We start from the raw sequence: 17,667 nt of genomic DNA, 5'->3' as shown, positions 1-17,667 counted from the left end.
CGCCTAAAGCTTCACCACCACCTTGCCGAAGTTCTCCCCGCGCAGCAGGCCGATCAGCGCGCGCGGGGCGTTCTCCAGGCCTTCCACGATGTCCTCGCGGTAGCGGATCTTCCCGTCAGCGAGCCATCCGCCCATCTCGCGCAGGAACTGCGGATACAGCGCGATGAAGTCGTGCTGGATGAAGCCGCGCACGGTCAGGTGGCGGGTCAGGATCTGGCTCATCAGCCACGGCATGCGGTCCGGGCCAGGCGGCAGCGCGGTGTCGTTGTAGTGCGCCACCAGGCCGCACACCGGGATGCGGGCGAAGTCGTTGAGCAGCGGCACGACCGCATCGAAGACCGCGCCGCCGACGTTCTCGAAATACACGTCGATGCCGTCGGGACAGGCGGCCCGAAGCTGGTCGGCGAAGTCCGGCGCACGGTGATCCAGCGCCACGTCGAAACCGAGTGCGTCGCGCAGGTAGGCACGCTTGGCCTCGCCGCCGGCGATACCGACGGCCCGGGCGCCCTGCAGTTTCGCGATCTGTCCCACCGTCGCGCCGACCGGGCCGCTGGCCGCGGCGACCACGACGGTTTCGCCCGGTTGCGGCTTGCCGATCTCGTGCAGGCCCACATAGGCGGTGAAACCGGGCATGCCGTACACGCCCAGTGCGGTGGTCAGCGGCGCAGCACGCGCATCCAGCCTGCGCTTCAGCAGGCGGCCATCGGCGACGGCATGCGTCTGCCAGCCGCCGTGCGCCAGCACCATGTCGCCGGTCCGGAAGTCGGGATGGCGCGAATCGATCACTTCCGACACCGTGCCGCCGTCCATCACCTCGCCGATCTCGACCGGCTTGGCGTAGGAACGGCCGGCATTCATGCGGCCGCGCATGTACGGGTCCAGCGAGAGGTAGCGGTTGCGCAGCAGCACCTGGCCCTCGCCGGGCACGGGCAGCGGCACGTGTTCCACACGGAAGTCGTCGGCGGTCGGCTCGCCGCGCGGACGCGCGGCCAGCACGATGCGGGTGTTCTGCGTGGCGTCGTGGGCGGTCATGAGCGATCTCCGGAGCAGCCAGGACAGGCAGTCTAGCGATGCCGCGTCCGCGTGCGGTGAAGCGTGCCCATGCTGCGACGGCCGCGATGCCCGGTGAACAGACCGCGTGCTAGGCTCCGCGCACCTTTCTGGAGGGCTGACACATGACGATCCGCATTGTTCCGCTGTCCCTGGCGCTGGTGACTGCACTGGCCACTTCGCAAGCGTCGTTCGCCGCCTCGCCGGCCAAGCCCGCGGACGCCGCGCAGACGCTGCCCGCCGCCGACGCGGCCGCACTGGATGCGGCACTGAAGGGCGAGTGGCGCGACCCGAAGAACGTGGCGCGCGACGTATATCGCCATCCGCGGGAAACGCTGTCGTTCTTCGGCGTGACGCCCACGCAGACCGTCGTGGAGATCACGCCCGGCGGCGGCTGGTACTCCGAGGTGCTGGCGCCTTACCTGAAGGCGAAGGGTCGCTATGTCGCCGCCGTCGTGGACCCGGCCAAGGCGTCCGAGAAGAGCCGCAACTACTATCAGCGCAGCCTGGACGGGCTGCAGAAGAAGTTCGCCGACGGTCCGGCGCAGTTCGACAAGACCGCCGTAGTGAAGTACGACCCGGCCGCGCCGGTGTTCGGCACCGCAGGCTCCGCCGACGTGGTGCTGACCTTCCGCAACGTGCACAACTGGCGCAGCGCCAACCAGGCCGAGGGCATGTTCAAGGGCTTCTTCGCCGTGCTGAAGCCGGGCGGCGTGCTGGGCGTGGTGGAGCACCGGGCGAACCGGGATGTGGCGGCCGACGACGATACCGGCTACGTCAGCGAGGCGCAGGTGATCGCGCTGGCCGAAGCCGCGGGCTTCCGCCTCGACGCGAAGAGCGAGGTCAACGCCAACCCGAAGGACACCAAGGACCACCCGAACGGCGTGTGGACGTTGCCGCCATCCAACAACCATCCGGAAGCCGACCGCGCGAAGTACCAGGCCATCGGCGAGAGCGACCGCATGACACTGCGGTTCGTGAAACCGCGTTGAGTCGCGCCCGGTGCGGCCCGTCCGGGGCCGCACCGGCGGTCAGCCGTTCTCCAGCAGACGCGGCAATGCGCGCGCAGCGGCATCGGCGGCATCGCTGACCAGCGCGAAGCTGGTGTCGCGGCGGGACCAGTACTGCGCCAGCAGGTCACCATCGCGGCGTTGTCCATCGCCGGCCAGCCGGCCACGCGGCCGCAGATAGAAGCCGACCCGCGCGCCCGATCCGTCCTGGTAGACCAGCATCGCGGCGGCGCCCTGCTCGGTGGACAGCAGGCGACCGCCCATCAGCCGGTACCCGGCCTGGCTGAGATCGGGCATCCGTCCGGCCTCGCCGAAGTGACGCAGCAGCCAGCGCTGCAGGTCGTCCGCACGGGCCGTGTCGAATTCCATCGGCGGCGCATCGGCCTCGGCGAACTGGCGGTACGCGGCCACCGCATCCGCCATGGGCAGGTTCGAAGGCGACGGGCGTAGCTCGTGCATCTGCCAACCCACGCCACCGCCGATGACGAAGGCAAACACCCACGACGCGGCGATACCCAGGCGCCGGCGACGCCGCGCCTGCAGCCGACGCCTGACCCGTGCGGGCGCCAGCGACGGGTTAGGCGCCCAATACTCGGGGTTGGCGGCCAACACGCGCAGGCGTTCGGCATCGCGCTTCCAGCCGTCGATCTCGGCCGCACGCTCGGGATGCGCCTCCAGCCAGGCGACGACGGACGCACGGCGCGCGGGGTCGAGCCGGCCATCGACGTAGGCATGCAGGTCGTCGTCCGTGGGTGCGTCGTGCAGGGTCTTGATGATCATGGCAAAGCCTTCAGGGCGGACGTGGGCGGCGTTTGCTCCTGCATCGCGCGCAACGCCTGGCGCGCGCGCGACAACCTCGACATCACCGTGCCCACCGGGATGCCCAGCGCCTCGGCGGCCTCGCGGTAGGCCAGCCCTTCCACGCTCACCAGCGTCAGCAGCGCACGCTGCTCGGGTGTCAGGCAGGCGAAGCCCGCCAACGAGGTGCGCGCTTCGAACACCTGCTCAGGCGTGGGCGGTGAGGCGTCGTCCTCGGCCGAGAACAACCGTGCGATGCGCTTCCACCGTGCCGCGCGCCGGTGTTCGTCGACGAAGAGGCGGTACAGCACCGAGAACAACCAGGCCTGCAGGGCGGCCGGGTCGCGCATGTCGGCGCCGCGCGTCAGCGCGCGCTCCAGCGTGGCCTGGACCAGATCGTCGGCGGCCGCGGCGTCCGGTGCCAGCGAGCGCGCGAACCGGCGCAGGCGCGGGATCAGCGTGTGCAGGGTCTCGTCGTCCAGGGGGGGCGGTCGGTCGGGCATGGGCCGGTCATGGCAGGAATGAGGGTAGGACGCACCCATATCCGGATTATTCCCGTTCGCGTATGCATCCGGATGCACACGCCCGGCGCGGGAATAAATCCGGCACCTACGCGTCCCACCGACATCCCACGAACAGGAACCCCTCATGCCGCCCCTCCCAGACGATCCATCACCGCCCTCGCCGCCCCCCCGCCCCTGGCGTGCCTGGGCCGCCATCGCCGGCCTGACGCTGGGCCTGTCGCTGGTCTTCGCCTGGGTGGCGGGATGGATCGGGCCGGCCGGACGGCTTACCGCACCGCGCCTGGTGGACGACATCGAGAACGGCAAGCCCTTCCCCGGCTTCCGGCGCGCGCACAGCCGGGGCGTCTGCGTGGCCGGCTACTTCGAACCCAGCGCCGGGGCGGTCACGCTGTCGCGTGCACGGGTGTTCCGGCAGCCACGCACGCCGGTGCAGGGACGCCTGTCGATCGGTGGCGGCGATCCCTTCGGCGCCGAAGCGCAGGCGCGCGTGCGCAGCCTGGCATTGTCGCTGCGGACCGACGACGGGCAGGAGTGGCGGATGGCGATGAACAGCTTTCCGTTCCTCGCCGTGGCCACGCCGGCGGGCTTCCACGCGCAGCTGCTGGCCTCGCGGCCCGACCCGGCCACCGGCAAGCCCGATCCGGCGAGGATGGCCGCGTTCCTGGAACGGTATCCGGAAGCCGCCCGTTTCCAGGCCTGGGCCAAATCCGCGCCGTGGTCGAGCAGCTGGGCCAATACCGAATACAACGGCGTCAATGCCTTCCGCTTCATCGATGCACAGGGCCGGTCGCGCTTCGTGCGCTGGTCGATGCAGCCGCAGGCTCCGTTCGAGCCGCTGGCGGACACGACCCGTCAGCAGGCCGAGGCGGACTACCTGCAGCGCGAGCTGCAGGAGCGACTGGCGCAGGGTCCGCTGCGCTGGGACCTGGTAGTCACCGAAGCGGCGGCCGGCGATCCGGTCGACGATCCGTCGCAGCCATGGCCGGTATCGCGGCCAAGGCACCTCGCCGGCACGCTGGTGCTGGAGCGCAGCGATGCGCAGGCTACGGGCACGTGCCGGGACGTGAACTACGACCCCACGGTGGTGCCGGACGGCATCGCGCTGTCCAACGACCCCATTCTGGCCGCGCGCGCGGCCGCCTACAGCGTCTCGTTCAACCGGCGCGAGCGCGAGACCGCCCGCGGCGATATCGCCAGGCCCGCACCTGCGCACGGTACGGAGGCGACACGATGAATCGCGGCGAGCACTTCGACACCTTCGCGCGCGTACTGCACTGGGGCATGGCGGTGCTGATCCTGGCGATGCTGTTCGTCGGCGTGGGCATGGTCGCCTCGCTGTCGCTGCGGCCGGTGCTGATCGACCTGCACCGCCCGCTGGGCATCGCGCTGCTGGTATTGGCCGTGATCCGCCTGCTGTACCGCTGGCGTCATCCGCCCCCGCCGCTGCCCGCGTCGCTGCCGCGCGCGCAGGCGCTCGCCGCCCGTGCATCGCATGTGGCGCTGTACGCCGCCATGCTGGCCATGCCGCTGCTGGGCTGGGCGATGCTGTCGGCGGGCGGGTATCCGGTGCGCATGACGCCGTCGTTCGCGCTACCCCCGATCCTGCCGCCCGATCCGGCGCTGTACAGCCTGTTGCGGCAGGCGCATGGATGGCTGGGCTATGCGCTGTTCGCGCTGATCCTGCTGCATATGGCCGCTGCGCTGCATCACGCCTGGGTGCGCCGCGATGGCGTGTTCGAGGCGATGGCCCGTGGACGATCCAGGACCACGACCACGACCAAGGTCGACCCGGATCCGGAGGCGCGACCGGAAGCATGAGGGCGTTCGCGCGCTGGACGCGGCTCGCCGATGACGGTGCAATGCGCGCTGTCGTCTCTCCGGAAGACTCCGTGTGCTGATCGCCTTCAACAAGCCGTTCAATGTCCTGTGCCAGTTCACCGACCGCAGTGATCCGCCGCGGCGGACGCTGGCCGGCTTCGGCCTGCCGCCGCGCGTCTATGCGGCGGGACGGCTGGACTACGACAGCGAAGGCTTGTTGCTGCTCACCGACGAGGGTGCGCTGGCGAACCGGCTGACCGATCCACGCCATAAGCAGCCCAAGACCTACTGGGTGCAGGTGGAAGGCACACCCACGGACGAGCAGCTCGACGCGCTGCGCCGTGGCGTGGTGCTGAACGATGGACCGACGCGTCCGGCACAGGTGGAGACGCTCCAGCCTGCGCCGGTGCTGTGGGAACGCGATCCGCCGGTCCGCTTCCGCAAGACGGTGCCGGATGCGTGGTTGTCGATGACGATCACCGAAGGCCGCAACCGCCAGGTGCGGCGCATGACGGCCGCGGTAGGCCTGCCTACCCTGCGGCTGGTGCGTATGGCGATGGGCGATGCCCGCCTGGGCGACCTCGCGCCCGGGGAATGGCGCCCGCTCTGACGCGGGCGCCCTGCGACATCAGCTTTCGGCAGAACGCGTCGTGCTGCGCGGCTTGCGCGGCGTGCCGGTCTTGCGCGCGGTGGACGTGCGGTTGGTGCCATTGACCTTGCGCGCTTCCACGCGACGCGACTTGCCTTCGATCGGGCCGTTCGCCTGGTCCTGCTTGCGCTTGCGGTAGGCAACCAGCGCCAGCAGGCCCACGCCGATGCCGGTGGCCACGGCAACCGCCGGGTTGCGACGCATGAAGTTCACCGCCAGCTTGCCGCCGGTCTTGGCCACGCCCAGCGCGGCGCCGGTCTGCAACAGCTTGTCGGCACTGGGAACGGCATGCTTCAGGCTGGTGCCGGCCTGGCTGGCCAGTTCCAGTGCGCGGTCCGTGATGGTGGTCAGCTTGCTCATGGGATCTTCCCTGAGAGAGGTGGGGAGGACGCCAGTGTCCGTGCGGCGATGTTTACACGGTGTTAGTTCGGCACTCATCAGCTGAACGGACACGTAGCGTGCGCTGCACGCTACGTACCGCGCGGCTTCGCCCGATGGGTGGCCTGGGCGCTCCAGGGGTCATCCGGCCGCGCCGAGTGGAATCCACCGCCAACGTAATGCGTGCGCCGCCGCCGCGGCAGGCGACAACGACGCGCTATGTACCGCGCGGCTTCGCCCGATGGGTGGCCTGGGCGCTCCAGGGGTCATCCGGCCACGGATGCTTCGGATACCGCCCCTTCATCTCCTTCTTCACCTCGGCATAGGTCGAGTTCCAGAAGTTGCGCAGGTCGGAGGTCACCTGCAGGGGCTTGCCGCCCGGCGACAGCAGGTGCAGCAGCACCGGCACGCGACCATCGGCCACGCGCGGCGTATCGGCCAGGCCGAACAGCTCCTGCAGCTTCACCGCCAGCACCGGCGGCTGGCCGTGCGCGTATTCGATGCGGCGTTCCATGCCCGACGGCACGGTGATCCGCGTCGGCGCGAGCGCGTCGATACGCTGGCGCTGCGACCAGTCGAGGCCCGACTTCAGCGCGTTCGCCAGCTCGTCTTCGCCCAGCGCATCCAGGCGGGTCTTGCCGGCGAAGGCGGGCTGCAGCCAGTCATCGAGCGTCGCCATCAGCGCGTCGTCGGACAGGTCCGGCAGGCCGAGGTCCGGCATCCAGTCGCGCAGGCAGCGCACGCGTTCGCGCCATTGCCGCAGCGATTCGGGCCACGGCAGCGCGTCCAGGCCCAGGTCGCGCACCGCGTCGGTCAGCGCTGCCGCGGCAAGCGCAGGATCGACGCGCCCGGCAGGCCGCGCATCGAACACGATCTGGTCGAAGCGCGATTCGCGCTGCGCCGACAACGCACGGCGCGATGCATCCCAGCGCACGGTGTCCTCGGTGACGAAACGGTCGGCGAAGTCGCGCCGCAGGCACCGCTCGTCCACGGGTACTGCGCGTTGCACCAGCGCATCGCGTGCTTCGTGGCGCAGCTCACTGACGACGATCCATGGCTCACCGACCAGGGCGCTGTCGTCGAACAGCCGCGCGCTGCGTCCATTCGCCAGCAGGTAGCGACGCGCGTCCTGCGGATGCTGGAAGCCGATGCGGTCCGGGAAGGCATGCATCAGCAGGTCGCCCAAGCGATGCGCTTCCACCGAGGCCGGCGGCGCGGTGGCCTCGCGGACGCGGCGTCGCCACTGCTTCGCGGCGGCGTCGATCGCGGCCAGGCCCGAACGGTTCGCGTCCTGGGGCGCGCGGCCGTTGCGGAATGCCGCCAGCGCACGCCAGCGCGCGGCCAGCGCGTCCCCGCCCATGCGCAGCGGATCGCGCGCTTCGACCAGCGCGGCGAGGTCGCACGCCAGCGCGCGGTCTTCGCCCTCCTCCGCCGACAGCAGCATCGCGGCCAGTCGCGGATGGGTGCCGAGCGCGAGCATGCGCTTGCCCAGCGGCGTGATGGCGTTCGGTGCCGTCAGCGCACCGAGCCGGCGCAGCAGGTCGCGCGCGGCATTCATCGCCCCGGGCGGCAGCGCATCGACGAAGCGCAGGTCGTCGCTGCCCCACGCAGCCAACTCCAAAGCCAGGGCGCCGAGTTCGACCAGCGCGATCTCCGGCCGTCGCTGCGGATCGAGCCGCTGCGATTGCGGCCACAGGCGATACGCCCAGCCTTCGGCCACGCGACCCGCACGGCCGGCACGCTGGTCGGCGGAAGCCTGCGAGATGTGGGTCACCTCCAGGCGCGAGAAGCCGCTGTTCGGATCGTACGAAGGTTCCCGCGCCAGCCCGCTGTCGACCACCACGCGCACGCCGGGCAGCGTCACCGACGACTCCGCCACGTTGGTCGCCAGTACCACGCGGCGGCGACCCTGGGGATCGGGCTGCAGGGCTTCGGACTGCTTCTCCACCGGCAGTTCGCCGTGCAGGGCGAGGACGACGATGTCCTCTGACAAGACATCCGCCAGCATCGCCTCCACCCGCGCGATCTCGCGCTGGCCCGGCAGGAACACCAGCACATCGCCAGGGTGCGTGAGCACGGCGTGTTCGATGGCGCGGCGTGCCTGGACTTCGATCGCCTCATCCCGGCGCGCGGGAAAGTGCGCCACTTGCACCGGGAAGCCCCGGCCTTCGCTGCTCAGCCGCGGCGCATCCAGGAACCGCGCCAGCTTCTCGCCGTCCAGCGTGGCGGACATCACGACGATGCGCAGGTCCTCGCGCAGCTGCGCCTGCACGTCCAGCGCCAATGCCAGGCCGAGATCGCCGGCCAGATGGCGCTCGTGGAATTCGTCGAACAGGATCGCCCCGATCCCCTCCAGCATCGGATCGTCCTGGATCATCCGGGTCAGGATGCCTTCGGTGACCACCTCGATCCGCGTGTCCGGCCCGACTTTGTTCTCGAAACGGATGCGGTAGCCGACCGTGCCGCCGACCGCTTCGCCCCGCTGCCTGGCCATGAAGCCGGCCGCCGCACGCGCCGCCACGCGGCGCGGCTCCAGCATCACGATCTTGCGGCCCTGCAGCCACGGCTCGTCCAGCAGCGCCAGCGGCACCTGGGTGGTCTTGCCCGCACCGGGCGGGGCCTCCAGCACCAGGCGCGGATGGTCGGACAGGCGGCGGACGATGTCCGGCAGCAGCGGCGTGATGGGGAACGTGGGCGATGGCATGCGGTGCGAAGGATAAGGCCTGAGCCTTTTCCCCTGTAGGAGCGCCCTCGGGCGCGATGCTCTTCACCGGAATCCACCCCAGAAGCATCGCGCCCGAGGGCGCTCCTACAGATTATCCAGTGGCCGGTAAAATGCCCCCATGGATCTCATCGACATCGGCGCCAACCTCACCCACGAAAGCTTCGACCACGACCGCAACGCGGTGCTCCAGCGCGCGCGCGAAGCCGGCGTGGTGCAGCAGGTGATCACGGGCGCCAGCCGCGAGCATTCGCCCATGGCCCTGCGCCTGGCGCAGGCGCACCCGGGCGAGCTGTTCGCCACCGCGGGCGTGCACCCGCACCACGCCACCGAATACACCGACGAATGCGACGCCGAGATGCGTGCGCTGCATGCGCATCCGGAGGTCGTCGCGGTGGGCGAATGCGGCCTGGACTACTTCCGCGATTTCTCGCCGCGGCCGGCGCAGCGCCGGGCATTCGAGCGGCAACTGCAGATCGCCGTGGATACCGGCAAGCCGCTCTTCCTGCACCAGCGCGATGCGCACGACGACTTCGTGGCCATGCTGAAGAACTTCGACGGCCGGCTGGGCCCGGCCGTCGTGCACTGCTTCACCGGCACGAAGAAGGAACTGTTCGACTGCCTGGACCAGGACTGGCACATCGGCATCACCGGCTGGCTCTGCGACGAGCGCCGCGGCCTGCACCTGCGCGAGCTGGTGAAGAGCATCCCGGCCAATCGGCTGATGATCGAGACCGACGCGCCCTACCTGCTGCCGCGCACGGTGAAGCCACAGCCCTCGCACCGCCGCAACGAGCCGATGTACCTAGCCCACATCGTCGCGGAACTGGCGCGCGACCGCGGCGAGGAGGTCGAGGTCACGGCCGCGGCGACGACGGCCACGGCACGCGCGTTCTTCGGCTTGCCGGCCGGCCGCTGAGTCCGGACCGCGTCACCCGACCTTGTCGTCCTCGGACTTGGCCTGTTGCATGGCCTCGGGTTCGAGCTCCTCGGCGCTGCGGTTGAGACGGACGAATACGCCCCACGCCACCAGCAGCAGCGCCGCCGAGCCGCCGATGGCGATGACGTACGGCAGTTGGCGCGGGTCTTCGTGCATCAGCTCGAACGTGGCCACCAGGGTTTCGATCGACAACGCGATGACGATGACCACCAGGAAACGCGACAGGTAGCGACGCACGCGGGTGGGACCGCTGACTTTCACGTCGCGCTGTACTTCCTCTTCGAACACCGTTTGCGCCAGTTCCAGCGCGACCAGCCCGATGGTCAGCATCCCGATGCTCTCGAGGATATTGTCGAAACGACCGCGCAGGCCGGCGTCGGTGCCCGCCAGGATCGCGCCATGCCACAACTCGCTGGCAGCCAGGACGACGAGCGAGACGGCCGCAACGAAGAACAGGGCGATGATGGCCACGTGGCCGGCGAGGAAGAGCTTGTGCAGGTGCTTCATGACGGCGCTACCAGGAAGGTGGCGCAGCATGGAGGCAGCCGCCGTCAGGGCGGCGTGAAGCCCCTCACTCAGGCGGGTCGCTGCGCCTCGTACGCCTGCAGGTGCACCCACGCGGCCTGCAGGTGGGGCGTGGCGATGCCATGCGCCGCCGCGCGGTGGACCATGTCGCCGACGATGTGCGCGGCCTCGACACGCTGGCCCGCTTCGAGGTCGCGCAGCATCGAGGCCTTCATCGGCGAACCGGCGGCGGTCAGCGTGTCGCGCGCCGAAGCCTGCGCTGCGTCCGGTACCGACTGACCGGATGCCGCCGCAACGGCCAGGCATTCCCCGTGCAGGGCCGCCATGAAGTCTGCGCCGCCTTCGCCCGCCACGATCGTGCCGATCGGTGCGCGCATCAGGCACGTGCCCGCCGCGAGCGCCGTGAGGAAGCTGTACTTCACCCACTGCGCCTGCGCGATGTCCGACGTGTGCAGGTGGTCGATGCCGGCCTGCGTGCAGGCGGCGGCGAGCGACTGCAGGCGCACGTCGGCGGGCTGGCCGTCGCGTTCACCGAACGTGACCGATGCCGGCTTGCCGAGGTGCAGGATCTCGCCGTCGGCACCCAGCGTGGCGCTGATGAAGCAAAGCCCGCCGAGCACGTTGGCGAAGCCGAAGCGCGCGTCGAGCGCTTCGTAGTGGCGCAGGCCGTTGAGCAGCGGCAGCACGCGCGCGCCGGCTTCCACGGCAGGCGCGATGGCGTCCATCGCGCTGTCCAGGTCGTAGGCCTTGCAGCTCAGCAAGACCAGATCGAACGGCGCGGCGTCGTGGAGTTGGTCCTCGGTGACGACCTGTGCGGGAACATCCGCGTCGCCCAGCGGACTACGGAGGCGCAGGCCGCGTTCCCGCAGCAGGGCGGCGCGTGCGGGACGCACCAGGAAGCTGACATCGATCCCGGCCTGTGCGAGGCGGCCGCCGAAATAGCCGCCGGTGCCACCGGCGCCGAGCACGAGCAGCCGCATCAGCTGCGCAGCCCCACGCCTCTCTTCAGCAGCCACAGGCCCAGCGCACCCAGCCCGAAGACGAACGCCAGCATCAACACGTAGGCGATCCACAGTGGGACGTCGCTGGTGCCCAGCAGGCCGTAGCGGAATGCGTTGACCATGTAGAAGATCGGGTTGGCGTGGGTCAGCGCCTCGGCCCACGGCGGCAGCAGCTTCACCGAATAGAACACGCCGCCCAGGTAGGTCAGCGGGGTGAGGATGAAGGTCGGCACGATGGCGATGTCGTCGAACTTCTTGGCATAGGCCGCGTTGACGAAGCCGGCCAGCGAGAAGATCGTGGCACCCAGCAGCACCGTGGTGATGGTCACCAGCGGATGCGGCACGCGCACCTTGGTGAAGAACATCGCGATGACCAGCACGATGGCGCCCACCATCAGGCCGCGCAATACCGCGCCAGCCACGTAACCCAGCAGGATCACCCAGTTCGGCATCGGGCTGACCAGCAGCTCTTCCACGTGGCGGCCGAACTTGGCGCCGAAGAAACTGGAGCTGATGTTGCCGTAGCTGTTCTGGATGATGCTCATCATCACCAGGCCCGGCACGATGAACTCCATGTAGGTGTAGCCGCCCATGTCGCCGATGCGGCTGCCGATCAACCCGCCGAAGATCAGGAAGTACAGCGTCATGGTGATGGCCGGCGGCACCAGGGTCTGGCCCCAGATGCGCAGGATGCGGTTCACTTCGCGGCGGACGATGGTGCCCAGTGCGACCAGGTTCTTCTGCAGCGGCGTGGTCATGGCGGTCTCCTGCGGATGGGCGGCGCTCATGCGGCCTGCTCCCGCTTGGCGGCGGCTTCATCGCCGGTCAGGCGCACGAACAGCTCTTCCAGCCGGTTGCTCTTGGTGCGCATGGAGCGCACGCGGATGCCGGCGTCGTTGAGTGCGGCGAACACGCGGTTGAGGTCCATCGCACGCGGCATGTCCAGGTCCAGGGTGTGGCTGTCGGTGGCGGACAGCGTAGTGCCTTCGATCACCGGCAGCTGCGCCGGCAGGTCGCCGTCGATGTCGAACAGGAAGCCTTCCACATCCAGCTTGGCCAGCAGGGCGCGCATCGGCCCCTGCTCGACGATGACGCCCCGGTCGATGATGGCCAGGTTGCGGCAGAGGCTCTCGGCCTCTTCCAGGTAATGCGTGGTCAGGATGATGGTGGTGCCGGACTCGTTGATATCCTTCAGCGTCTTCCACATGCCGCGCCGGATCTCGATGTCCACGCCCGCGGTGGGCTCGTCCAGGATCAGCAGCTTCGGCCGCGTCATCATGGCGCGGGCGATCATCAGGCGGCGCTTCATGCCGCCGGACAGCGTGCGGCTCATGACGTGGGCCTTTTCCCACAGCTGCGCGCGCCTGAGCTCCTCTTCGGCCCGCACCAGCGCCTCGGCGCGCGGGATGCCGTAGAAACCCGCGTAGTTCACGCAGATGTCCAGCGGCTTCTCGAACATGTTGAAGTTGATCTCCTGCGGCACCAGGCCCAGCAGGCACATGGCGCCGTCGCGGTCCTGGTCGATGTCCACCCCGAACACGCCGACCTGTCCGCTGCTCTTGTTGACCAGCGAACTGACGATGCCGATGAGCGTGGACTTGCCGGCGCCGTTGGGGCCGAGCAGGGCGAAGAAGTCGCCGGGTTCGACCTGCAGCGATACGCCCTTAAGGGCCTGCACGCCGTTGTCGTAGACCTTGCGCAGGTCGGAGATGGCCAGCGCGGGCGCCGCCGCGGAAGCCGTTGTCGCAGACGCCATGGGGTACCTTGTGGCGCCACGACGGCGCCCGGGGGAATCGAGCGCTTATTATAGGCGTCCCGCCGGGGCCGCCCCGGGCCACACAGTGTTCCAGACGCCTTGGCGATCGTGCATTTCCCGTTGAAGCTCGTAGGCCGCCGCATGCTGGCGCCCAGCGTGGGCCACTACCAGTTCGTCCGCGACGACGGGCAGCCGCTGGACTTCGTCCCCGGCCAGTTCATCCAGGTGCATTTCCGCTACGCCGACGACACGCCGGCCAAGCGCAGCTATTCGCTGGCGACGATCCACGACCATGCGCTGGGCCCGGGCGAAGCGGTGGAGATCGCAGTGAGCTACGTGCCCGGTGGCGCGGCGACCGCGCTGTTCGAAGGCCTGCCGGCAGGTGGGCACGTGGAAGCGAGCGGCCCGTTCGGCCGCTTCTGCCTGATGCCGGGCGACCGCAATGCACGCTACCTGCTGATCGCCACCGGGACCGGCGTCACGCCGTACCGCTCGATGCTGCCGCAGTTGCAGGCGCTGATGGCCGGGCGCGGCGTGGAGGTCGTGCTGCTGCAGGGCGCCCGCACGCCGGCCGAGCTGCTGTACGGCGACGAGTTCCGCGCCTTCGCCGACGCGCATCCCGGCTTCCGCTACGTTCCCTGCCTGTCGCGCGAACTTCCGCCGGATCCCCACCCCGACGTGCGCCACGGCTACGTGCAGCAGCATCTGGGCGAGTTCGCACCCGATGCCGCGCGCGACATCGCCTACCTGTGCGGCAATCCCGACATGGTGGATGCCTGCTTCGAAGCCCTGAAGGGACACGGGCTGCCGGTACCCCAGGTCCGCCGGGAAAAATATGTAAGCAGCAAGTAGCGGCCGGCGCCTCAACCGCCGGTCACATCCGTCCCGCTGCGCCGTCATGGCATGCTGGAACCAGCTCAAACGGGACAGATGCATGGAACACCAGTTTCGTCTAACACTCGCGACCGCCCTGGGCGCCCTGGCGCTTGCAGGCTGCAGCGGCACCGCCCCCGGACCCGACCAGCAGGCCGTCCGCCATTACGGCGCCCTCGCCTTCACCCCCTGCACGCTGACGGCGCCCTACCTGACCACCAACGTCGAGGCGCAATGCACGACCTACGAGGTGGCCGAGGATCCGGCGAGGCCGGAAGGCCGCAAGGTGGCGTTGAACATCGCCTGGCTGCCCGCGACCAACGAAGGAGCGGCCACCGACGATCCCGTGTTCTTCCTGGCCGGCGGCCCCGGCCAATCGGCCGTGCAGGTCTGGCCGGCCATCGACGGCGCGTTCCGCGAGGTGCGCAAGTCGCGCCACGTCGTGCTGGTCGACCAGCGCGGCACCGGCAAGTCCAATCCGCTGGCCTGCAAGGATGACGAAGGCCGCAACGCCTACAGCGATCCGGATGACCTCAGCGAGGCTGCGGCGGCCGCCTTTGCGCGCGACTGCGCCGCCTCGCTGAAGGCCGATCCCCGCTTCTACACCACCGCCGACGCCGTGCGCGACCTGGACAGTGTGCGCAAGGCGCTGGGCGCGGCGAAGATCAACCTGGTCGGCGGCTCGTACGGCACGCGCGTGGCCCAGCAGTACGCCATGCGCCATCCCGACAGCACGCGCGCCGTGGTGATCGACGGCGTGGTACCGAACGAGCTGGTGCTGGGCAGCGAGCATGCGCGCAACCTGGATGCGGCGCTGGCACTGCAGTTCCAGCGGTGCCAGGCGAACGACACCTGCAAGGGCCGCTTCGGCGACGACCTGCGCGGGCAGCTGCGCACGTTGATGACGCGCCTGGCGGCCGCGCCGGTGAACACCGAGTACCGCGATCCCTCCACCGGCGAACTGCTCACCGGCGAGGTCAACGCCGGCACGGTGGCCGGCATCACCCGCATGTATTCGTACTACCCGCAGGGCGCCGCGCTGCTGCCGTTGGTCCTCAACGAAGCCCAGCAGGGCCGCTACGGCTCGCTGATGTCGCTGTCCAAGCTGCTGGAAGCGCAGGTGGGCGACCAGTTCATGCACGGGATGCAGCTGTCGGTGATCTGCGCCGAGGACGCCGATCTCTTCAAGACCGACCCCGCCGACGGCGACACCGTGCTGGGCAGTGCGATGGGCGACACGCTGAAGGCGCAGTGCGCGGCATGGCCCACCGGCAAGCGGCCGGCGGATTTCCACACCGCATGGACGTCGGACATCCCCACGCTGCTGACCTCCGGCGAGCTGGATCCGGTCACACCGCCGCGCTATGGCGAACAGGTGCTGCGCACGCTGTCCAACGGTCGCCACCTGGTGCTGAAGGGACAGGGCCACGGGACGTTCGCCGTGGGCTGCATGCCCAAGCTGCTGGGCCGCTTCCTGGAGACGGCCGATGCCAAGGGTCTGGACGCCAAGTGCCTGGACAGCCTGGACTACGTGCCGCCCTTCACCAGCTTCAACGGCTGGGAACCGTGAGCCGCGCACCGCGCGCCCGCCACCTTCAAGGGACATGACCGAATGATCATCGCCAACGACCTGCACAAATCCTTCAAGACCAAGACCGGGAAGGTCACCGCCGTGGACGGCGTCAGCTTCACCGCCCACGACGGCCAGATCACCGGGCTGCTGGGCCCCAATGGCGCCGGCAAGACCACCACCATGCGCATGCTGTACACGCTGATGACGCCGGACCGCGGCACCGTCACCGTCGATGGCATCGACGCCGCGCGCGACCCGGTCGCGGTGCGGCGCGCACTGGGCGTGCTGCCCGATGCGCGCGGCGTGTACAAGCGCCTGACCGCACGCGAGAACATCGCCTACTTCGGCGAACTGCACGGCCTGTCGTCGAAGCAGATCGCCGAACGCACCAAGGCGCTCTCCGATGCGCTGGACATGGGCGACATCCTGGACCGCCAGACCGAAGGCTTCAGCCAGGGCCAGCGTACCAAGACGGCGATCGCCCGCGCGCTGGTGCACGACCCGCGCAACGTCATCCTCGACGAGCCCACCAACGGCCTGGACGTGATGACCACGCGCGCGATGCGCGGCTTCCTGCGCCAACTCCGTGAGGAGGGCCGCTGCGTGATCTTCTCCAGCCACATCATGCAGGAGGTGGCCGCGCTCTGCGACCGCATCGTCATCATCGCCAAGGGCACGGTGGTCGCCGCCGGGACCGCCGACGAGCTGCGCGAACAGGCGGGCGAGGACAACCTGGAGGAAGCCTTCGTCAAGGTGATCGGTTCGGAGGAGGGCCTGCTGGCATGAACATGTTCCGTACCGTCTTTACCGTGATGCGCAAGGAACTGCGCGACCTCTCCCGCGACCGCCGCACGCTGGCGCTCGCCCTGTTCCTGGGACCATTGCTCTACCCGGCGCTGATGCTGGGCATGGGTTACCTGACCGAAAACCGGATCCGCACGCAGGTGGACAAGCCTCTGGAGATTCCGATTGTCGGTGCCGAACATGCGCCCAACCTGGTGAAGTTCCTCGCCACCAATGGCATCACCGCGAAGGCGGCGCCTGCGAACCTGGACACCGCGATCCGCTCGCAGGAGATCGACGCGGCACTGCGCATCAGCCCGGACTACGCCGAAGACTGGCGCAACGGCCGTCCCGCGCTGGTGGAGATCATCCGCGACAGCACGCGGCGCGATGCGGACATCCCCACGCAGCGCCTGCAGGCCGCGTTGAACGCGTACAGCCAGCAGGTCGGCGCATTGCGCCTGCTCGCGCGCGGCATCGATGCCTCCGTCGCGCGACCGGTCAATATCGGCCTGCAGGACATGGCCACGCCAGAAGCCAAGCAGGGCATGCTGTTGTCGGTGCTGCTGCCCTACCTGCTGATCCTGACCTCGTTCATCGGCGGCGCCTACCTGATCCTGGATGCGACGGCAGGTGAGCGTGAGCGCCAGTCGCTGGAACCGCTGCTGGCGACGCCCGCGCCGCGCAGCGCGGTAGTCAGCGGCAAGATCGCCGCGGCCTGCATGATCGGCCTGGCCACGCTGCTGCTCACCCTGCTGGCCTTCAAGTTCAGCGCGCAGTTCGCGGGCACGCTGGGACGGCAGTTGAACGTGTCGTTCCTGGCCATCGGCAAGATGCTGCTGATCCTGGTGCCGATGCTGTTCATCGGCACGTCGCTGCTGACGTATCTCGCCGCGTCGGCCAAGAGCATGAAAGAGGCGCAGAGCCACATGACCTGGCTGATGCTGCTACCGATGATCCCCACCTTCGCCCTGATGGCCAATCCGTTGAAGAGCCAGCCCTGGCAGTTCGCGGTGCCGTTCTTGGCACAGAACCAGCTGCTGCTGAAGGTGATCCGCAACGAGTACATCAGCGCGCAGACCTGGGGCATCTACGTGGCAGCCGCGTTCGGCGTGGCGGCGCTGCTGTGGTACGCCGCGGTGCGGCGCTACCACCAGGAGAAGCTGGCGATCGCCGGCTGAAGTCAGCCCAGGAACGCCAAAGAGCAACGGCCACCGCGAGGTGGCCGTTCGCTTTCCGGCGCCGGGAAAGAGAAACGCCGGCACGA

The 17,667-nt window shown here is 69.3% G+C and carries 18 protein-coding genes; 9 read left to right on the top strand and 9 right to left on the bottom strand.

Features of this window, described 5'->3' with window-relative positions; translation table 11 throughout:
* Positions 1 to 3 precede the first annotated feature (3 nt).
* Complete coding sequence (locus V8246_RS12575) at positions 4 to 1,032, bottom strand: NADP-dependent oxidoreductase (RefSeq protein ID WP_336189457.1); 1,029 nt, start codon at positions 1,030 to 1,032, stop codon at positions 4 to 6.
* A 143-nt stretch (positions 1,033 to 1,175) separates the two neighbouring features.
* Between V8246_RS12575 and V8246_RS12570 the strand changes: the two genes are divergently transcribed.
* Positions 1,176 to 2,042, top strand: a complete 867-nt coding sequence (locus V8246_RS12570) for a methyltransferase (RefSeq protein ID WP_336189456.1) — start codon at positions 1,176 to 1,178, stop codon at positions 2,040 to 2,042.
* Between the two features lie 39 nt (positions 2,043 to 2,081).
* Here the strand turns inward: V8246_RS12570 and V8246_RS12565 are convergent, their stop codons facing one another.
* Positions 2,082 to 2,825 (bottom strand): anti-sigma factor, encoded by a 744-nt coding sequence (locus V8246_RS12565; RefSeq protein ID WP_336189531.1) that lies wholly within the window; start codon positions 2,823 to 2,825, stop codon positions 2,082 to 2,084.
* An 11-nt stretch (positions 2,826 to 2,836) separates the two neighbouring features.
* Positions 2,837 to 3,361 carry a sigma-70 family RNA polymerase sigma factor gene (locus V8246_RS12560; protein WP_336189455.1) on the bottom strand — a complete coding sequence of 175 codons (525 nt, stop codon included), beginning with the start codon at positions 3,359 to 3,361 and terminating at the stop codon, positions 2,837 to 2,839.
* 145 nt (positions 3,362 to 3,506) lie between these two features.
* Here V8246_RS12560 and V8246_RS12555 point away from each other — a divergent pair, with 145 nt between their 5' ends.
* The 3 genes from V8246_RS12555 to V8246_RS12545 all read left to right on the top strand — a co-directional run bounded on the left by V8246_RS12555 (position 3,507) and on the right by V8246_RS12545 (position 5,810).
* Positions 3,507 to 4,616 carry a catalase family peroxidase gene (locus V8246_RS12555; RefSeq protein ID WP_336189454.1) on the top strand — a complete coding sequence of 370 codons (1,110 nt, stop codon included), beginning with the start codon at positions 3,507 to 3,509 and terminating at the stop codon, positions 4,614 to 4,616.
* Complete coding sequence (locus tag V8246_RS12550; protein WP_336189453.1) at positions 4,613 to 5,200, top strand: cytochrome b; 588 nt, start codon at positions 4,613 to 4,615, stop codon at positions 5,198 to 5,200. Before V8246_RS12555 ends, V8246_RS12550 begins: the two co-directional genes overlap by 4 nt.
* A gap of 73 nt (positions 5,201 to 5,273) precedes the next feature.
* On the top strand, positions 5,274 to 5,810 hold the full coding sequence (locus tag V8246_RS12545; RefSeq protein ID WP_336189451.1) for a pseudouridine synthase: 537 nt from the start codon (positions 5,274 to 5,276) through the stop codon (positions 5,808 to 5,810).
* An 18-nt stretch (positions 5,811 to 5,828) separates the two neighbouring features.
* Here V8246_RS12545 and V8246_RS12540 read toward each other — a convergent pair whose 3' ends face one another.
* Together V8246_RS12540 and hrpB are read right to left on the bottom strand one after the other, a co-directional pair.
* A complete protein-coding gene (locus V8246_RS12540; protein WP_336189449.1) occupies positions 5,829 to 6,209 on the bottom strand; it encodes a hypothetical protein in 381 nt (126 codons plus the stop codon).
* 235 nt (positions 6,210 to 6,444) lie between these two features.
* Complete coding sequence (gene hrpB, locus V8246_RS12535; protein WP_336189448.1) at positions 6,445 to 8,931, bottom strand: ATP-dependent helicase HrpB; 2,487 nt, start codon at positions 8,929 to 8,931, stop codon at positions 6,445 to 6,447.
* 139 nt (positions 8,932 to 9,070) lie between these two features.
* Between hrpB and V8246_RS12530 the strand changes: the two genes are divergently transcribed.
* Positions 9,071 to 9,868 carry a TatD family hydrolase gene (locus V8246_RS12530; RefSeq protein WP_336189447.1) on the top strand — a complete coding sequence of 266 codons (798 nt, stop codon included), beginning with the start codon at positions 9,071 to 9,073 and terminating at the stop codon, positions 9,866 to 9,868.
* 12 nt (positions 9,869 to 9,880) lie between these two features.
* Here V8246_RS12530 and V8246_RS12525 read toward each other — a convergent pair whose 3' ends face one another.
* From V8246_RS12525 to V8246_RS12510, 4 genes are all read right to left on the bottom strand, one after another.
* The gene (locus tag V8246_RS12525) at positions 9,881 to 10,396 is read right to left on the bottom strand and encodes a hypothetical protein (RefSeq protein ID WP_336189446.1); all 516 of its coding nucleotides are present in this window, start codon (positions 10,394 to 10,396) and stop codon (positions 9,881 to 9,883) included.
* A gap of 68 nt (positions 10,397 to 10,464) precedes the next feature.
* A complete protein-coding gene (gene panE, locus V8246_RS12520; protein WP_336189445.1) occupies positions 10,465 to 11,394 on the bottom strand; it encodes a 2-dehydropantoate 2-reductase in 930 nt (309 codons plus the stop codon).
* Positions 11,394 to 12,203 (bottom strand): ABC transporter permease, encoded by an 810-nt coding sequence (locus V8246_RS12515; RefSeq protein WP_336189444.1) that lies wholly within the window; start codon positions 12,201 to 12,203, stop codon positions 11,394 to 11,396. Before V8246_RS12515 ends, panE begins: the two co-directional genes overlap by 1 nt.
* Positions 12,200 to 13,171 (bottom strand): ABC transporter ATP-binding protein, encoded by a 972-nt coding sequence (locus tag V8246_RS12510; RefSeq protein WP_336189443.1) that lies wholly within the window; start codon positions 13,169 to 13,171, stop codon positions 12,200 to 12,202. Before V8246_RS12510 ends, V8246_RS12515 begins: the two co-directional genes overlap by 4 nt.
* 105 nt (positions 13,172 to 13,276) lie before the next feature.
* On the opposite strand from V8246_RS12510, the gene V8246_RS12505 reads away from it, so the two are divergent.
* The 4 genes from V8246_RS12505 to V8246_RS12490 all read left to right on the top strand — a co-directional run bounded on the left by V8246_RS12505 (position 13,277) and on the right by V8246_RS12490 (position 17,581).
* Positions 13,277 to 14,023 (top strand): ferredoxin--NADP reductase, encoded by a 747-nt coding sequence (locus V8246_RS12505; protein WP_336189530.1) that lies wholly within the window; start codon positions 13,277 to 13,279, stop codon positions 14,021 to 14,023.
* Between the two features lie 82 nt (positions 14,024 to 14,105).
* Positions 14,106 to 15,614, top strand: a complete 1,509-nt coding sequence (locus V8246_RS12500) for an alpha/beta hydrolase (RefSeq protein ID WP_336189442.1) — start codon at positions 14,106 to 14,108, stop codon at positions 15,612 to 15,614.
* Between the two features lie 42 nt (positions 15,615 to 15,656).
* Entirely contained in the window at positions 15,657 to 16,403 is a 747-nt protein-coding gene (locus V8246_RS12495; RefSeq protein ID WP_271251110.1) for an ATP-binding cassette domain-containing protein, read from the top strand.
* Positions 16,400 to 17,581, top strand: coding sequence for an ABC transporter permease (locus V8246_RS12490; protein WP_336189441.1), 1,182 nt, complete (start codon positions 16,400 to 16,402; stop codon positions 17,579 to 17,581). Before V8246_RS12495 ends, V8246_RS12490 begins: the two co-directional genes overlap by 4 nt.
* The last annotated feature ends 86 nt before the right edge of the window (positions 17,582 to 17,667 follow it).

This window comes from Pseudoxanthomonas sp. F11, assembly GCF_037046485.1.
Taxonomy (GTDB): Bacteria; Pseudomonadota; Gammaproteobacteria; order Xanthomonadales; family Xanthomonadaceae; genus Pseudoxanthomonas_A.
Note: the sequence above shows the minus strand (reverse complement) of the source record. Positions and strands in the feature narration are given on the sequence as shown.

Excerpts from the sequence above, each read along its gene's own strand:
- V8246_RS12555 (WP_336189454.1), top strand. The coding sequence starts at position 3,507 with ATGCCGCCCCTCCCAGACGATCCATCACCGCCCTCGCCGCCCCCCCGC.
- hrpB (WP_336189448.1), bottom strand. The coding sequence starts at position 8,931 with ATGCCATCGCCCACGTTCCCCATCACGCCGCTGCTGCCGGACATCGTC.
- V8246_RS12575 (WP_336189457.1), bottom strand. The coding sequence starts at position 1,032 with ATGACCGCCCACGACGCCACGCAGAACACCCGCATCGTGCTGGCCGCG.
- V8246_RS12570 (WP_336189456.1), top strand. The coding sequence starts at position 1,176 with ATGACGATCCGCATTGTTCCGCTGTCCCTGGCGCTGGTGACTGCACTG.
- V8246_RS12540 (WP_336189449.1), bottom strand. The coding sequence starts at position 6,209 with ATGAGCAAGCTGACCACCATCACGGACCGCGCACTGGAACTGGCCAGC.
- V8246_RS12490 (WP_336189441.1), top strand. The coding sequence starts at position 16,400 with ATGAACATGTTCCGTACCGTCTTTACCGTGATGCGCAAGGAACTGCGC.
- V8246_RS12495 (WP_271251110.1), top strand. The coding sequence starts at position 15,657 with ATGATCATCGCCAACGACCTGCACAAATCCTTCAAGACCAAGACCGGG.
- V8246_RS12530 (WP_336189447.1), top strand. The coding sequence starts at position 9,071 with ATGGATCTCATCGACATCGGCGCCAACCTCACCCACGAAAGCTTCGAC.
- V8246_RS12560 (WP_336189455.1), bottom strand. The coding sequence starts at position 3,361 with ATGCCCGACCGACCGCCCCCCCTGGACGACGAGACCCTGCACACGCTG.
- V8246_RS12515 (WP_336189444.1), bottom strand. The coding sequence starts at position 12,203 with ATGAGCGCCGCCCATCCGCAGGAGACCGCCATGACCACGCCGCTGCAG.
- panE (WP_336189445.1), bottom strand. The coding sequence starts at position 11,394 with ATGCGGCTGCTCGTGCTCGGCGCCGGTGGCACCGGCGGCTATTTCGGC.
- V8246_RS12500 (WP_336189442.1), top strand. The coding sequence starts at position 14,106 with ATGGAACACCAGTTTCGTCTAACACTCGCGACCGCCCTGGGCGCCCTG.
- V8246_RS12510 (WP_336189443.1), bottom strand. The coding sequence starts at position 13,171 with ATGGCGTCTGCGACAACGGCTTCCGCGGCGGCGCCCGCGCTGGCCATC.
- V8246_RS12525 (WP_336189446.1), bottom strand. The coding sequence starts at position 10,396 with ATGAAGCACCTGCACAAGCTCTTCCTCGCCGGCCACGTGGCCATCATC.
- V8246_RS12550 (WP_336189453.1), top strand. The coding sequence starts at position 4,613 with ATGAATCGCGGCGAGCACTTCGACACCTTCGCGCGCGTACTGCACTGG.